A 15,820-nucleotide genomic window follows, 5' to 3' on the forward strand; every position below is an offset into this window, starting at 1 on the left:
CGTTTAATCCTTGAAAACCTGAAAGTCGGACCATTCATTTAATAAAAACGGGCGCAATCGAAATTTGGCATTGTCTTTGCTCAGGCTATTTGAAGAAATGATCTTCAACTGGGAAGTGCACACATGTCGAATCGTGAACCCATTCAAATTATTGCCGCAATAAAACCGAAACAGCCCGCCGTTGCTCCGCGCGTTGATTTAGTGGGTGCCGGTCCGGGCGATCCGGAATTGCTGACGTTAAAAGCGATCAACGCACTGCATTCGGCCGATGTGATCTTTTACGATCGATTGGTCAGTGCGGAAATCCGCGCGACTTTTCCTGCGGGTACCGCCGCCATTTATGTTGGCAAAGCTAAGCGTCGACACTCAGTGCCGCAGGAAAATCTCAATCAGTTGTTAGTGGCCGCGGCTCAACAGGGCCTGCGCGTTTGCAGACTCAAAGGCGGCGATCCGTTTGTATTCGGTCGCGGTGGTGAGGAAATGTTGGCGCTCAAGGCGGCGGGTATCGAGGTTGCCGTTGTGCCGGGTATTACCAGTGGCGCGGGCGCCACTGCCTATGCGGGCATTCCGCTGACGCACCGCGGTTTAACGCAGGGTGTGACCTTTGTAACGGCTCAGGGTGAGCAAGAATTGCGTGCAAACTGGCATTCGCTCGCCAGCGGCGGGCATACCCTGGTGTTTTACATGGGGCTGACAACGGCATCGGTCATTGCCGAATCTCTGCAGCGTGCAGGGCTTTCCGGTCAGACGCCCGCGGCCATCATTGAGCGAGGTTGCACCGAGGAACAAAGGATTTTCTGCGCCGATTTGTCGGAAATGCCTGATCTCATACCCACTCACAATATTGAGTCGCCTGCATTGATTGTGGTGGGCGACGTCGTTCGATTGCGTGACCAGTTGGCATGGGAGGCATTTCAAGATTCAGAAAATGCGCGGAGTAAATCGCAGTGCACAGGGCTCGGTGAATTGACAGCCATTGGAAAAATTTCAGCGTGAATTGGGGGGAAGGCATGAATAAGCAGCGTATTGTGGTGGTCGGCAACGGCATGGTGGGACATAAATTCATCGACAACTTGATCGCCAGCGATCAATCGGGACAATTTGAGGTCATAACCTTTTCCGAAGAGCCTCGTCTTGCCTATGATCGCGTCCAGCTGTCAAAATATTTTGCAGGAGCCACCGCTGAAGATTTGGCCCTGACCAATGAAGACTATTATCAGGCCCATGGTGTTAATTATGTGCTGTCAGATAAAGTTGAACGACTGGATTTCATCAATAAGGAAGTGATCACCGCCAGCGGCAGACGTGAAGCCTACGACAAGTTGGTGTTGGCTACGGGCTCCTTTCCCTTTGTGCCTCCCATTCCCGGAAACGATCAGCCTCACTGCCTGGTATATCGCACGATTGAAGATCTAGAGGCTATTACCAAGTCCGCCAAGCAATCCCAGGTTGGCGTTGTGGTGGGCGGTGGTTTGCTTGGATTAGAAGCGGCCAACGCCCTCAAGCAAGCCGGGCTCTCCACTCACGTTGTTGAATTTGCCCCGCGCTTGATGGCGGTACAACTCGATGAAGGTGGTGGCCAATTGCTGCGACGTAAAATTGAAGCCATGGGTGTGACGGTGCACACCCAAAAGGCAACTACTGAAATCGTCGCTGGCGAAAAATGCCGTTATCGCATGAACTTTGCAGATGGCAGCCACCTTGAAACCGACATGATTCTATTCTCTGCCGGTATTCGACCGCAGGATGAATTGGCAAGGCTGTGTGGTCTCGAACTGGGCGAGCGTGGCGGCATTAAAGTAAATAATTACTGCCAGACATCGGAGCCGGATGTGTACGCCATCGGTGAGTGCGCACTCTGGAGCGGACAAATTTTTGGATTGGTTGCACCCGGCTATCACATGGCCAAAGTTGCTTTGTCTCATATTATGGGAGGTGACGAGGCCTTTACCGGTGCCGACATGAGCACCAAGCTCAAGTTGTTAGGCGTCGATGTCGCGTCGGTGGGCGATGCCCAGGGACGCACGCCAAACAGTAAAAGTTATATCTACAGCAACGATGTGGAGGATATCTATAAACGCATTGTAGTTTCGGCCGATGGCAAACGCTTGTTGGGTGCGGTAATGGTGGGGGACGCTGAGGCCTACGGCACCTTGCAGCAGCTCTGTGTCAATGCCATGGACCTACCTGCAGATCCAAATGTGTTAATCCTTCCCGCAGTTGATGGGGCAGCCCAGTTAATGGGTGTGGATTCTCTACCGGATACCGCTCAAATTTGTTCCTGCTTTGACGTTTCAAAAGGTGCCATTTGTTGTGCTGTGCAGGCGGGTGCCCAAAATATGGGTGAGCTAAAGGCATCAACACTGGCGTCGACGGGCTGTGGCGGCTGCTCGGCGTTGGTAAAACAAGTTATGGACGCAGAGCTTACAAAGCTGGGTGTCGAAGTGAACAATGATATATGCGAGCACTTTGCATATTCACGACAGCAGCTGGCGGATATTGTTCGGGTGAAGAAAATCCGAAGTTTTTCTGCACTGTTGGAAAGTCATGGTACGGGCCATGGCTGCGATGTCTGCAAGCCCGCGATAGGCTCCATACTGGCGTCCTTTTGGAATGACTACATTCTCGAGGACGACCACATTGGGTTGCAAGATACCAACGATATCTTTCTAGGAAACCTGCAAAAAGACGGGACCTACTCGGTTGTACCCCGTGTTGCCGGCGGCGAGATTACACCTGAAAAGCTCATCGTATTGGGACAAGTCGCCAAACAATTTAATTTGTACACGAAGATCACTGGTGGGCAGCGAGTCGATTTGTTTGGCGCTCAATTAAACGATTTACCCACTATTTGGCAGCAACTGGTGGATGCGGGTTTTGAAACGGGCCATGCCTACGGAAAGTCGGTGCGTACGGTGAAATCCTGTGTGGGTTCGACTTGGTGTCGTTACGGGGTTGATGATTCCGTGGGGCTGGCCATCGACATTGAAGATCGCTACAAAGGCCTTCGTTCGCCCCACAAATTAAAGTTCGCTGTGTCCGGATGTACCCGTGAGTGTGCGGAAGCCCAATCCAAAGATGTTGGCATCATTGCCACTGAAAAGGGCTGGAATCTGTACGTATGCGGCAATGGCGGTATGCGTCCTCGTCACGCAGACTTGTTCGCCACAGATCTGGATAGCGATACGCTGATTCGATATATCGATCGTTTTTTGATGTTCTACGTGCGCACCGCTGACCGTCTGCAGCGCACCTCTGTGTGGTTAGAAAATCTAGAAGGTGGGTTGGATTACCTCAAACAGGTGATCATCGAAGACAGTTTAGGCCTAGGCGCAGAACTGGAAGTTGAGATGCAGCATGTAATATCTCGCTACCAGTGTGAGTGGAAAACGACCTTAAGTGATCCCGCCAAACTGAAACGATTTAGTCATTTCATCAACTCGGATGCACGCGATGACAATCTGGTTTATGTGCAAGAGCGTGCACAGGTCCGGCCGGCCCGCGAACAAGAGCGAATTAGTACAGTAGAAGTGGTTGAGCCAGCGTTGGTTTAATCGCAATGTCATACGCGTGTTAACAAACTATTTGAGTACAGGAGAGTTCAGCGATGAGTGTATCGTGGCATGTAGTGTGTCGTTCAGAGGCGGTGATCCCTGGCACCGGGGTGTGCGCGCTGGTTGAAGGCAAGCAGGTGGCAATTTTTCGAACGTTTAAGGATCGACAGCTATTCGCACTCGATAATTTTGACCCCATTGGTAGAGCCAATGTGTTGTCGCGAGGGATACAGGGTTCGATTGGCGAAACCCTGGTGGTGGCTTCACCGCTGTATAAACAGCACTTTGCGTTGGCGACGGGCCTCTGTCTAGAGGAGGACGTGCGCATTCCTGTGTATGAAGTACGCGAACAACATGGACTGATTGAAGTCGCGGCATAATGTCAATTTGCATCTGTGGGCGGTCAGGAAATTTCCTGCGCCGCCCTTTTTGTATTGCTGTTGTGCGCCATCCGAAATAGTCAATGCTCTGCAGTAAACGATTCCTGGCAATCGTTATCACCCTAACGTCGCGACCCAATATTGGTTTCATCAACACTGCCCCGCACAAGTGCGGTCTGCACTATGTCTGTGCGGTTTTACGCATCTATCATGCACATAAATGAGTATGAATCATTGTATTGCATCCATTTATTATCGCTATTGGCCAGTGGTGCTGGTGCTTCACGAATATATTTAATTATTTAGCACTTTAGGCATGGCCTTTGCTCTAGCTCCCCTAACGCAGGTTATTTAATCTAGGGAGCTTGATATGAGTCACGCACAAACGTTCAATTTGTTTTCCTTCTCGGGAAAGATGAAGATTCTTCACCTGAGCTGGATGGCTTTTTTCATCACTTTTGTGGTTTGGTTTAACTTTGCACCTATGTTGCAGGCTGTGGCCGCGTCGCTAGGTTTGGCCCCCGCAGAAATTAAAACGCTGCTTATTTTGAACGTGGCGCTCACCATCCCCGCCCGCGTGTTGATAGGCATGCTGACCGATCGATATGGTCCAAAGCTCGTCTATTCTGGGCTGCTAGCGGTGTGTGCCATCCCTTGTTTGATGTTTGCATTAGCTGATTCCTTTGTGCAGGCCGCAATCGCACGCTTTGCCCTAGGATTTATTGGTGCGGGCTTTGTGATTGGTATCCGCCTGGTGAGTGAATGGTTCCCCGCCAATGAATTGGGCACTGCCGAGGGAATCTATGGTGGCTGGGGCAACTTTGGGTCGGCGGCGGCTGCGTTTACCTTGCCCACCGTTGCATTGTTGTTTGGTGGCGATGACGGTTGGCGCTACGCCATTGGCCTTACCGGTGTCTTGAGCCTGATTTTCTCGGTGGTGTTTTACCTGAATGTCAGCGATACGCCAAAGGGATCAACCTATTTTCGCCCGAAAAATTTGGGTGCATTGGAGGTTACCAGTAAAGGTGATTTTTTCTTGCTCATCGTGATGAAAATTCCGATGTATGCCGCCTTAGCGTTGCTGACGTGGAAATTGTCACCAGAAGGTGTAAGCATGTTGTCGCACACGGTGGCCCTGTGCTTCTACGTGGGCTTGGCGCTGCTCTTTTGCTATGAGATGTCCCACGTCTGGAAAGTGAATAAAAATATTTTCCAACAACCTGTGGCTGAAATTCACCGCTACAAATTTAAACAGGTGGCCGTGCTCAATGTTTTGTACTTCGCCACCTTTGGTTCCGAATTGGCAGTGATTTCTATGTTGCCGCTGTTTTTCGCCGACACCTTTGCGTTGACGCCGGTAATGGCTGGCATGGTTGCCTCCGCTTATGCATTCATGAACCTCATGTCCCGTCCTGGTGGAGGTTGGCTGTCGGATCGTTTTGGTCGCAAGTCCACTTTGTTGATTCTAACCGCGGGCCTTGCTTTGGGTTATGCATTGATGGGTATGGTTGATTCCGGTTGGCCATTGGTATTGGCTGTTATAGCCGCCATGGCGTGTTCTTTCTTCGTGCAGGCAGGAGAGGGTGCGGTGTTTGCGGTAGTTCCCTTGATTAAGCGCAGGCTCACTGGCCAAATCGCAGGCATGACCGGTGCTTACGGTAATGTGGGTGCGGTTGTCTATTTGACGGTGCTGAGTTTCGTGGATTACTCCAGCTTCTTCTTTGTCATTGCGGGTACGGCGGTTCTAGGCTTCATCACCTTGTTGTTCATGGAGGAGCCCGCTGGGCACATAGCCGAAGTGCGAGAGGACGGTTCAGTGGAATTAATTACCGTATCTTAATCACGACCGGTCGGTGAGGCATTCAGAATGGAAATAGGACTATGACAGCAATTGAAGCGCTCGGCGACTTAGCCATTGGCGGTCAAAGAGCGTTAAAGCTCAGCTTTGGCGGCTATTCTGCCGCGGGTGCAAAGTCTGAAAATCAGGATGCCTTTGCCGCACACTTACCCACAGGTGCGGCTGCGCTTTTGAAGGGCGCAGTAGCCTGTATTGCCGATGGAGTCAGTTGCAGTGATAACGCGCAACAGGCTTCGTCCACGAGCGTCACCTTATTTATTGAAGATTATTTTTCTACGCCCGACACATGGCCCGTCAAGACAGCCGCGAATCGTGTGCTGTCCTCCCTGAACGCGTGGTTGTACCACCACGGCCAACAGGCGAGCGCACGCCACAATGGATTGGTGACGACCTTTAGCGCGCTTCTGATCAAGTCCAACACGGCGCACATTTTTCACGCTGGCGATAGCCGCATTTCCGTGCTGCGCAACAACGACATGCAAACCCTAACCCGGGAGCACTGCCACCGAGCGCAGGGTAACAAGCAGTTTTTGACCCGTGCGCTAGGCATGGATAGTCATCTAGAGGTGGATTACATTCAGGAGGAAACGTCGGAAAATGACATCTTCATACTGACCACGGATGGCGTTCATGATTGGGTGACAGACGCAGAGCTGAAGCAGTGGATATGTGATGCGGGCGCCGATTTGGAAAGCGCCGCTGAGGGTATTTGTGCGCGTGCGGTTGCCAATGGCAGTGATGACAATATCACCTGCTTGCTCGTGCGGGTTGATCAACTGCCACTGGCGGAGCTGGAGGAAGTGCATCGAAAGCTGACCCAGTTAGTTATTCCACCGGTGTTGCAGGAGGGCAATCGGCTCGATCATTATGAGGTGATTTCGGTGCTCCACAGTGGCACGCGTTCCCATGTGTATCGGGTACTGGATCTTGAATCTAAGCGAGAATGTGTACTAAAGGCGCCGTCTGATAATTTTAGTGACGACGTTCAATACCTGGAGGGCTTTGTGCGCGAACAGTGGGTAGGGCGTCGCATTAGCCACCCTGGCGTGATGAAAATATACCCCCGGCCGGAGCAAAGTCCTTTTTTATACCATGTGTGTGAATGGATCGAAGGCGTCACGCTGCGGCAATGGATTTTCGATAATCCAGTGCCGAGTTTCAATCAGGTACGGGAATTGGTGGAACAGCTGGTGAAAAGTTTGCGAGCCTTCCAGCGTTTGAGCATGATTCACCGAGACCTAAAGCCTGAAAATATTATTGTCACCCCTCGTGGGCGGCCGGTAATTATCGATTTTGGCACTGTGTATGTAGCAGGCCTGGGTGAGATTGCCTCGCCACTGATGGAACAGCTGCCGGTGGGTTCCGTAGATTACATCGCCCCGGAATACCTCATGGGGCAGGTGGGTAGCGACCGATCGGATTTATTTTCGCTAGCCGCAATGACCTATGAAATGTTGAGTGGAAAACTCCCGTATACCTTGCCTAATCTCCGCAATAATATTCCGCGCAGCCTAGCGCCATGGCGTTACAAGCCGCTTCGGCAGGTGCGTAAGGATGTACCCCTGTGGCTGGACCTTGCACTGGAAAAGGCGCTGGCTGCCAATCCCAACCAGCGCTATGGAGGTTTCTCTGAATTCTTGCATGATATAACAAATCCCAATGCACAATTGCTCGAAAAGTTTGAATCCGAACCGCTGCTGGATCGCAATCCCGTGTTGTTCTGGCGTACTTTGGCGCTGTTACTATTTGTGTTGTTAATTGTGCAAAGTCTGTATCTTGTGGGCTAATAAGACGCCGCTCGATCGAAAATCTTTTTCCTTTTCAATGGCAGCTCTCGATGGCTGCTATCAATGTTCTATCGACAATAAGATTTGCCATACCCGTTGATTGGCCTCTATCGCCAGCGTGCCTAGGTGAAAGGTTGTGTCCGCTGGTGGCCCTTGGCGGGTGTTGATATAGGCCTGTACGGCTTGTAAAAATTGCCCCGTCAGCTGTATGCGCGCGCGCAGTGCCGGTATGGGTGTGGATTGTTGGCTCGATAGTTTTATGAGTTTTTGCTGTGTATCGATGAGTCCACATTGGCTTTGTCGATTGAGTTGCACAATTCGATCCTGTACATCAATCGTGCTTGATGGGTTGTTGTGATTCGTCATCCCATAGCTTACCAATCCGCGCAGTTGTGCAATGCACTCCGTGTGTTCAGCGAGCTCTTTTAGCAAAGCCCAGGTGTGTGCGCAGCTCGCCACTCTTGGTTTTAATTGATGCCACAGCATTCGGTGGCAGTTTTCGATGAGAAAGCTGTGGATCTCAAAATTGTTGAGTGGATTGTCCTTGCGCCAATGCTTGCGGGTATTGCGCCACTCACTCTGAATCAGTTGCCACAGGGCGGGATCTGCTTGGGAGGAGCCGTAGGATAGGCGCGCAATGAGTTGGTCAATTGTGGGTTGTAATTCTTCAACTTTTTGTTGAAAGCCAGCGGCTCCACCAAGAGCGGCGAGGCTTGCCCCGCGGTGCATTTGCAATAGACCGATCAGTTCGGCCAGTAAAGCCAGTTCAGATTCGAGTTGTGCTGTGTGCTGTGGCAGGGTTCGTTCGTTGGCGTAGGCAAGCATAATTCAATCCTGATTAACGTTTCGGTTTATCCGTACTCAGGACGATGCAAAGGCTATACCAGTTAATTTGATGGCCATTACTCGGTTATTTTTCAGTTTGTGTGCATTGCACGCTGCACATTGGTGCGTTTTGGCAATTGTGTGCGTCACAAGGCTGCACGCACAAGCAGCAATACGCCCACGACAGTTAATACGCCGTAAACCCATTGCTTGAAGTGGTGTTCACTCACGCGCTGGTGCAAATAATCACCAAGGAATAAACCACCCACCACCAGCGGCAAGTAGATTGCAATATCGGACAGCGCAGATTGAAGTTGTCCCTGCAACGCAAACTGACAGGTCAGTAGGGCATTTAAGCTAAACCAAACGGTCAGTAGGGTCGCCCGCAGCTGCGCCTTGTTTAACCGATTGCCCGCAAGGGCAAATACCAACAGGGGCCCACCCGATGCGAATAACCCGTGGGTGATGCCGGCTGCGGCAATGAGCAGTTGGTTTACGCTTCGGCGGTGTGGCCGCTCCAGAATATTGCGCCTTGCCTTCCATAACTCCCGTGCGCCAAATCCGGCCACCAAAACGGCTAACAAGGTGGCCAAAAGTTGATTGCCCAGTGTGGGCCGAAGGGCGATGCCCACCAGTGTGCCCAATAGCATCAGTGGCGCAATGACTTTGAGCAGCAGCGGCCATTGGATGTGCTGCCGATGGTTAATCACTAAATAGCCAGACAGACCTAAATTGAGTGGCACTAAAATGGGTAGCAAGGTATCTATGGGCAAAATGATCGCGCCCAGCGATAGGGCAATGACAATAGAGCCGAAGCCGGTCATCGCTTCGATGGTATAACTCACTAATATAAACAGGCCTAACAGCACGCCACTCATAGGTTACTTGATGTTGAAGCGGTCAGTTCACTGGCAAATTTTCGGGTCATGGCGCGCAAAAAAAATGCCGGCGCAAGGGCATAGAGTAGCGCCGCCAAACGTGTGAAAGGATCGGGGTAAAGTCGCTCTTGTGAGCGTTGCATGGCACTCCAAATGCGATTGGCCATCCATTCCGGCGTGCGCGGCGTGCCGATTATCGAGCGCGGGTGGCGCGCGGGTTTGCCATCGCCACCGAGAGCGTTGGCTTCGATGGCGGTATCCAGAAAGCTCGGGTAGACCATGAGCACCCGCACACCTTCTGCGCGAATTTCGCAGCGCAGGGTTTCAAAAAATTGGTGCAAGGCGCTTTTTGCGGCGCAGTAGCCGGCTCGACCCAGCACCGGCATCCAGCCAGCCATAGAGCTTATGTTGACAATCTTTCCACCGCAGCGCTTGAGCTGCGGTAGGCAGGCGAGTGCCAGATTGACCGGCGCTTGATAGTTCACTGCCATCACCTGTTGAATCACCTGCGGGTCTGTGTGCTGGGCCAGTGAGCGATGGGTAATGCCGGCGCAATTGATGAGAAAATCCAATCGTTCAAATCGCGCTTCAAGGGCTGCCACTAGGTGCGCTAGCTCGTCAGCGTCGACGAGATCCGCCGCAACAAACGGTTGCGACAATTCGCCAGCTTTGGTGCGCAGTAAATCGCCATTTATATCGGTCATCAGCAGGTCGCAATGGGGTGCGAGTGCACGGCTCAGTGCCCAACCCAATCCGCTGGCTGCGCCGGTGATGAGTGCTACCGGTCTAGGGCTCACGGTGTTTGGCCTGTGTTAGGTTGATGTGGTGCGCAATAAAATAGTCGAATACTTGAGCGGAAGTTTTTTGGGGGGTGTAACCAAAATCTTGTTTGAGCGCGCGATTGTCTAGCACCGGGCGATAGCGCAAAAAATTAACTTGCGATGGATCGTAGCGCGTTGCGCCCAAGCTGTGACCGATGGCGAGCGCGGTGCGCACCAGCCACGCCGGTAGGCTGATCAACGGCTTGCCCAAACGCCGCGCAATGGCGGCCATGGACAGCGCGCCGTCACCGGCTAAATTGTAAATGCCCGCACTGTCGAGGCGTATGCCCTGCTCAATTGCCGCCAGCACATCTTGGTCCCAAATAAATACAAATGGAGAATCGGAGCCCGCGATGGCGATTAGATGTGAACCCGTAAAAAGGCGGGTAATGAGATTGTCAGTGTGCTGTCCCAATACGGTGCCGGGGCGAAAAATGAGTTGCGCCAGTTGCGGGGTGCGCAGGCGGTAGTCGGTGAGCAGCGCTTCAACTTCACGCTTGTGATAGGCATACGAAAATTCGGTGTTGCCCCGCAGCGGGTCGGATTCACGCAGTTGTGCAGGGCTATCTGCGTGATAGCCATAGGCAGCCCCAGAGCTGGTAACTGTAATATGCTTGATACCCTGTGTGGCACAGGCCGCCAATAAATTGCGCGTGCCATTCACGTCGATGTCGTAATCACGCACGCTATCGTTCGATGGCGCCACCACTGACGCTAAGTGAACCACGTGGCTGAAGCGGTGTTGGGCGATAAAATTTTGCAGATTCGGGCTGCGAATATCCATTTGCTCAATGGGAAAGCGAGCGGTGGGATTGCCCCTTACATCCAAGCCGAGCAGGTAGAAGTCATCCATTAGCCGATGGCCCAGCTGCAGACCCAGGTAACCAGCGGCACCGGTAATCAAAATTCGCTTAGCGGACAAAGCAATCCTCACACAGCACCTTGCGGTTCCAGAATAATGCAAGCAGGCCACCACTGACCAAGTGCCACACGCCCCACAGGGCGGCGACCACCATCATGCTGGTTTGGGTTGGAAAAAAGGTAAATAAAATAGCGAGCGCTAGGCCGGAGTTTTGGATACCCACTTCGAGCGTGATAGCCCGTGTATCCTGCGTGTTTAATTGCGCAAAGCGCGCTGAGAGATATCCAAGAAGGAGAGCAAGGGCATTGTGACCGACCACGAGCGCCACCAGCAAGCCCATATAAGTCATCAGTGTTTCAATGTTTTGGCCTACCGCAATCACCACAAATGAAAACAAAGTCAGGATAGAAAATATTCGGAATGGCCGCTCGGTTTTGAGGGCCTGTGCCGGCCACCTGTGGCCAAAAAGCATGCCCAATACTAACGGAATAACCAGTACGCAAAAGAACAGAATGGCCAGCCGCACGGGATCCATAGCAATGGTTTTAAGGAGCGGCAGTGTGTTGGGATTTAAGCTGCTATAAAGCGCAAAGTTAAAGGGCGTTAACACCGCCGCAGTCGCGCTGGACACGGCAGTCATCGACACGGATACCGCGGTATTGCCACGGGCTAAAAACGTCATGATATTGGAAAAGGTGCCGCCGGGGCAGGCGGCAACCAACATCATGCCCATGGCCATTGCTGGATCGACATCTAATAGCCAAGTCAGGCCACACGTCATGGCGGGCAAGAGTATAAATTGCGCAAAGAGTCCCGTTAGCGGCGCTTTGGGTTTTTTAATCACCCGTGTAAAGTCGGCGGGCTTGAGGGTGACCGATACACCAAAAATCATGATGGCCATGATGGTGTTGAGCAACACCACTTGTTCTGGCCCAAAGTGAATTACCGGTTCCATTATTGACATCCTGTCGTGGGGGAGTGGCTGCTGGGTAGCGATTTATTTGAGGGCCAGTCTGCAACCAGTGCACGCCGATGGCGCGCGAGTGCAGCTCGATAGCTCGCTTTGTCCACATAGTAGGCCATGCGAGCAAGCTTCAAGTACTGATAGCCGCCATCGACTTTCTGGGCATTTTTTTGCTGGATGGTATCGCGCAGTGCACCTGCGCTGTCGCTGCCGTGCGCGCGCTGTGCCAGATAAAGTGCAGCCAATTCTGCTTGTTCATTGCGACCCTGCCAGCCGAGCCCCGTGGCCTCAATCATGCCCATCATTAATAAATCTTCGCGCTCGGGATGAAACATGTTGAGGTAGAGTGCCGGCGCATCTCCCTGCCAATTTAAATCGGCGCGATCGATAAAAGGGTAGTCAAGTTGATAACCGGTGGCCTGCAAAATCATGTCGTATTCGGCGCGGGAACCATCGGTAAAGGTCACCGTTCGGTTCGAAACCGCGGCGATATCGGGGCGCGCACCAACGTCTCCGTGGCCTAAATGGTGCAAGATTAGCGAATTAACCACGGGATGTGATTCGTACATGCGGTAATCGGGATCGGGCAAGCCGAATTGGCTGGGTTTACCCATAATGATTTGAATCAATCGGGCGTCCAGCCATTGTTTTATCCGACGAGGCATTTTGACCAAGCCGCCCAAGGTATCGATGGGTTTGCCCATGAGAAATTTTGGTAAAAAGTAGTAGCCACGTCGCACACTCATATCTACCGATACAGCGTGGTGCACGGCGTCCACGGCCATGTCGCAAGCGCTGTTGCCGCAGCCTTGAATCAGCACGCGTTTACCTGCGAACTGCTGCGGCGATGTGTACTGCGCACCGTGTAGCAGCTCCCCCGAAAATTCGCCGGGCAGGGCCGGCTGCAGGGGTTGGTGCAGGGTGCCGGTGGCAATGAGCAACCCCTTGAATTGGCGAGTTTGCACCTGACCCGCGCACTCACTGGTTAGCTGCCAGCCGCGCTCATTGGCCTTTACCTCTAGCACGCGGGTCTCAAATTCGTAGTGTTGGTAGAGTTCAAACGCGCGCGCGTAGGCCTGAAAATAGTCCCGCAAGGCATCGTGACGCGGATAGGTGGCGACCTCTTCGGCCATGGGAAAGTCGGCAAACTCCGTCATGTGTTTGGAGCTGATGAGGTGCGCAGTCTCGTACATGGTGGAGTGGGGATTGTCGATATCCCACAGACCGCCCACGTCTCGGTGCAGCTCAAGGCCAACAAAGGGGATGCCAAATCGCTTCAATTGTCGCGCTGTGCACAGCCCCATGGGGCCTGCGCCAATTACAGCGTAATGGTGTTCCGTCAAATGGAGGCTCCGGTTTGCGCAGTGTTTTTCGTTATAGTAGTCAGCATTGTCATTAGCTTACCCAAAGGCACCGCAGGAAACTGGCGCCATTCGGGACCAAATTTCACCAAGCGGGACACAGCGGTTCAGCCAACCGTTTTCTTCATCATCATTGCCCCGGCATTAAGACGAGTGCGACCTGCATGCCCCTGACCGTAACAATCCATTTTACCCGCGCAATTTTGAAGACCTTGCAGCGTCATTCGGCAGAGTTACCCGCCGACATACAGTCGTGGCTGGCCTCCCACAGTGAGCACGAGCGCGTGCCGCTGCGATCGCTCGATGCGCTCTGGGAAGCCTGCGTAGCGGCCAGTCAAGATCCGCTGTTTGGACTGCGTGCGGGGTTGAACGTACAGCCTGCCAATCTAGATGTGGTGGGCTTTTTGTTGATGAGTTGCGACAATTTAGAAGAGGCTCTCGATGCCCTCATCGATTACCACCGCATCGTGGGGGAGGGGGGCGAGTTTACCTTGACGCGCACGGGCACTGAGTGCCGGTTAATTTATGCACCGCACTACGAAACCTGCCGCGATCAAAGGGTGTCAGCGGTGATGGGCGCTACGCTAGCGGTGTCGCGATGGCTCACCGATGGCGCCTTCAAACCTCAGCGCATTACCTTTGCACATCCCGCTGCGGTAGATGTCGCTTTGGCGGAACAGCTCACCGGTTGCCCCGTGGCCTACGATCAAATCGCCGATGTATTTGTGTTTGATGCCAGTCAGTTGCAACTGCCGATGGTACAGTCCAATGCCCAAGTCTTTGAACGCATGCGAGTGCTCGCCGATGAAGCGCTACAGCGCTTGGGCAGCAGCAGTTTTTCACGCGCTGTGGCCGATTTGATTCGCAAGCACCCCGCCGCGGGTAAAGATGATATTGCCGAATTACTGCACATGAGTGGCCGTCACCTCAATCGCAAGTTGGGGCTTGAAGGCGGCAGCTTTAAATTACTGCAAGATGACGTGCGCGCAACCGTTGCCGAGCAAATGTTGGATGCGGGCAGCCATGCGATGGATATTGCGGCGCACCTAGGTTTTGCCGATGAGCGCAGTTTTGCCAAAGCATTTAAGCGCTGGCGGGGCATAACCCCTGCGCAGTTTAAAGCGCGCTAAGGCGAATTTACGGCACGCCCGTACCCGCCTTTTTGGTTGAGGCTCCACGCTACTGAAAATACACTCCCTGTCAGGATCAGTTTTCAGACAAGGAAAGCCCATGAACGCCCAACTCCCCCGCGTTGCCCCCGCCCTTGGTTCCACCAGCACCGGCCTCAGCCCCTATTTCAAGAGTGGCGCCGGCACCCGCGTAATGGTGGCAAACGATCAGCGCCAGATTCTGGATGCCATGTACGCCATGGCCGCCAAACCCTCCTCAGAAGGCTACCACGCCCTCAGCATGACCAAAGCTGTAGACCGCCTGCGCGCCGGCGGCGATCTGCCCAACGCCCAATACCAACCCCATCGCCCAAACCGCCGCTGCCTTGTGCACTCGGGGTTCGAAATTGAGTATGAAGTGGTGCCTGGGGTGTTTGGGCAGGGGGCGATTGAGATACTCGCGATAAGGTTGACTCGTAGAGATGCAAAAAAAACCGAAAGAGCCGGGATGTGGGCAGTTGAATCAGCTAAATCGGCCAGTGGGCCAGAATGGGTGGCAAAGACTTGGTTGCCAGATTTGTCTTCCGTCTCAAAGCAAAGCAGTTTAAAAATAGGTGTTAACGGTTACTTTGAAGATATCGAGGAGGCAGCACGCTATATGCCTTCACATATTTGCAAAGGAAGTCCAAAGAAAGAGGCTGAACTCAAAAAGTCCGGGTATCATCTGTTTTATTCCCCGGTACCCGGATTATTAAAGTCTGGCTGGCAATCAATAATGAATAGCGCATTGGTCCATACCAATGCAGGTAAACAGAAAGAGGCATCTATACTGACAGCTTATATGCAGGATGCTCACGAAAGGGAGTTGAACATTGAATGGACTTCTCATCGTGGAGGTTCTTATGTATTGACTGAAGCTATGAAGCTACTTGCCAAAAAGCAAATGGACCTGAAAGGAAAACAGTCGATATTTTTAAGCGATAATACCTCCAGTCATGCTGTTGCAGACAGCTATAGGCGCAAGCTCAATATGGATATTGCAGAACCCAATTGGTTTAACAAGGGATTTGGTATCGGCCAAATGGCTGGAGGTAGTTTATTTGGTGTAGCAGAAATACAAACTGGGCTGACAGTTTTAAGGAAAGATACGCCAGCCGATAAGGTTCCCGGGAAGGGACTGCAGTGGGTTAATGATCTCGGCATGACAGCAACCAAGAACTACGGTTCATTGGCAGGCGCTTCACTACTTTGGGGGCAATTTGGAATTGGTGCGGCAGGTTTAGTGGTGGCCTATCAATTGCTGAAAATTGGCGCTAAATGCGTTCCAAGTCTGACTAATGAATATCACACTCGTAAGGACCAAGCCGAATCGGAGTTGTTGAATAAGGTCTATGCAAAAATGAATAGTGGTGCGAAATAAC

General features: G+C 52.5%; 13 protein-coding genes. 7 read left to right on the plus strand and 6 right to left on the minus strand.

The genetic code is table 11. From position 1 onward, the window contains the following. Positions 1-123: 123 nt before the first annotated feature. The 5 genes from cobA (at position 124) to FHS30_RS04310 (ending at position 7,579) form a co-directional block, all read left to right on the plus strand. Positions 124-996, plus strand: a complete 873-nt coding sequence (cobA, locus tag FHS30_RS04290) for a uroporphyrinogen-III C-methyltransferase (RefSeq protein WP_183908643.1) — start codon at positions 124-126, stop codon at positions 994-996. Between the two features lie 14 nt (positions 997-1,010). Further along, a complete protein-coding gene (gene nirB / locus FHS30_RS04295; RefSeq protein ID WP_183908645.1) occupies positions 1,011-3,554 on the plus strand; it encodes a nitrite reductase large subunit NirB in 2,544 nt (847 codons plus the stop codon). 53 nt (positions 3,555-3,607) lie between these two features. Continuing rightward, complete coding sequence (gene nirD, locus FHS30_RS04300; protein WP_183908647.1) at positions 3,608-3,934, plus strand: nitrite reductase small subunit NirD; 327 nt, start codon at positions 3,608-3,610, stop codon at positions 3,932-3,934. 370 nt (positions 3,935-4,304) lie between these two features. Further along, the gene (locus tag FHS30_RS04305; RefSeq protein ID WP_183908649.1) at positions 4,305-5,774 is read left to right on the plus strand and encodes a NarK family nitrate/nitrite MFS transporter; all 1,470 of its coding nucleotides are present in this window, start codon (positions 4,305-4,307) and stop codon (positions 5,772-5,774) included. Between the two features lie 41 nt (positions 5,775-5,815). Then, on the plus strand, positions 5,816-7,579 hold the full coding sequence (locus tag FHS30_RS04310; RefSeq protein ID WP_183908651.1) for a bifunctional protein-serine/threonine kinase/phosphatase: 1,764 nt from the start codon (positions 5,816-5,818) through the stop codon (positions 7,577-7,579). A gap of 60 nt (positions 7,580-7,639) precedes the next feature. Here the strand turns inward: FHS30_RS04310 and FHS30_RS04315 are convergent, their stop codons facing one another. The 6 genes from FHS30_RS04315 to FHS30_RS04340 all read right to left on the minus strand — a co-directional run bounded on the left by FHS30_RS04315 (position 7,640) and on the right by FHS30_RS04340 (position 13,272). Further along, a complete protein-coding gene (locus tag FHS30_RS04315) occupies positions 7,640-8,404 on the minus strand; it encodes a hypothetical protein (RefSeq protein ID WP_183908653.1) in 765 nt (254 codons plus the stop codon). A 146-nt stretch (positions 8,405-8,550) separates the two neighbouring features. Further along, on the minus strand, positions 8,551-9,282 hold the full coding sequence (locus FHS30_RS04320) for a sulfite exporter TauE/SafE family protein (RefSeq protein ID WP_183908655.1): 732 nt from the start codon (positions 9,280-9,282) through the stop codon (positions 8,551-8,553). Continuing rightward, positions 9,279-10,079: an SDR family NAD(P)-dependent oxidoreductase gene (locus FHS30_RS04325; protein ID WP_183908657.1), complete on the minus strand. Its 801-nt coding sequence runs from the start codon at positions 10,077-10,079 to the stop codon at positions 9,279-9,281. Before FHS30_RS04325 ends, FHS30_RS04320 begins: the two co-directional genes overlap by 4 nt. Continuing rightward, positions 10,069-11,025 carry an SDR family oxidoreductase gene (locus FHS30_RS04330; protein ID WP_246341123.1) on the minus strand — a complete coding sequence of 319 codons (957 nt, stop codon included), beginning with the start codon at positions 11,023-11,025 and terminating at the stop codon, positions 10,069-10,071. Before FHS30_RS04330 ends, FHS30_RS04325 begins: the two co-directional genes overlap by 11 nt. Further along, positions 11,015-11,920, minus strand: a complete 906-nt coding sequence (locus FHS30_RS04335; RefSeq protein ID WP_183908659.1) for a bile acid:sodium symporter family protein — start codon at positions 11,918-11,920, stop codon at positions 11,015-11,017. Before FHS30_RS04335 ends, FHS30_RS04330 begins: the two co-directional genes overlap by 11 nt. Then, positions 11,920-13,272, minus strand: coding sequence for a flavin-containing monooxygenase (locus FHS30_RS04340; RefSeq protein ID WP_183908661.1), 1,353 nt, complete (start codon positions 13,270-13,272; stop codon positions 11,920-11,922). Before FHS30_RS04340 ends, FHS30_RS04335 begins: the two co-directional genes overlap by 1 nt. Positions 13,273-13,454: 182 nt before the next feature. Here FHS30_RS04340 and FHS30_RS04345 point away from each other — a divergent pair, with 182 nt between their 5' ends. Both FHS30_RS04345 and FHS30_RS04350 read left to right on the plus strand, forming a co-directional pair. Further along, complete coding sequence (locus FHS30_RS04345) at positions 13,455-14,420, plus strand: AraC family transcriptional regulator (protein ID WP_183908662.1); 966 nt, start codon at positions 13,455-13,457, stop codon at positions 14,418-14,420. Between the two features lie 100 nt (positions 14,421-14,520). Then, positions 14,521-15,819, plus strand: coding sequence for a hypothetical protein (locus FHS30_RS04350; RefSeq protein ID WP_183908664.1), 1,299 nt, complete (start codon positions 14,521-14,523; stop codon positions 15,817-15,819). Position 15,820 lies beyond the last annotated feature (1 nt).

Origin of the sequence: Simiduia aestuariiviva, from assembly GCF_014192475.1 — a bacterium.
GTDB classification, from domain to species: Bacteria; Pseudomonadota; Gammaproteobacteria; order Pseudomonadales; family Cellvibrionaceae; genus Simiduia; species Simiduia aestuariiviva.

What these genes read in the sequence shown, in the direction of transcription:
- cobA (WP_183908643.1), top strand. Translation starts at nt 124, where the DNA reads ATGTCGAATCGTGAACCCATTCAAATTATTGCCGCAATAAAACCGAAA.
- nirB (WP_183908645.1), top strand. Translation starts at nt 1,011, where the DNA reads ATGAATAAGCAGCGTATTGTGGTGGTCGGCAACGGCATGGTGGGACAT.
- nirD (WP_183908647.1), top strand. Translation starts at nt 3,608, where the DNA reads ATGAGTGTATCGTGGCATGTAGTGTGTCGTTCAGAGGCGGTGATCCCT.
- FHS30_RS04305 (WP_183908649.1), top strand. Translation starts at nt 4,305, where the DNA reads ATGAGTCACGCACAAACGTTCAATTTGTTTTCCTTCTCGGGAAAGATG.
- FHS30_RS04310 (WP_183908651.1), top strand. Translation starts at nt 5,816, where the DNA reads ATGACAGCAATTGAAGCGCTCGGCGACTTAGCCATTGGCGGTCAAAGA.
- FHS30_RS04315 (WP_183908653.1), bottom strand. Translation starts at nt 8,404, where the DNA reads ATGCTTGCCTACGCCAACGAACGAACCCTGCCACAGCACACAGCACAA.
- FHS30_RS04320 (WP_183908655.1), bottom strand. Translation starts at nt 9,282, where the DNA reads ATGAGTGGCGTGCTGTTAGGCCTGTTTATATTAGTGAGTTATACCATC.
- FHS30_RS04335 (WP_183908659.1), bottom strand. Translation starts at nt 11,920, where the DNA reads ATGGAACCGGTAATTCACTTTGGGCCAGAACAAGTGGTGTTGCTCAAC.
- FHS30_RS04345 (WP_183908662.1), top strand. Translation starts at nt 13,455, where the DNA reads ATGCCCCTGACCGTAACAATCCATTTTACCCGCGCAATTTTGAAGACC.
- FHS30_RS04350 (WP_183908664.1), top strand. Translation starts at nt 14,521, where the DNA reads ATGAACGCCCAACTCCCCCGCGTTGCCCCCGCCCTTGGTTCCACCAGC.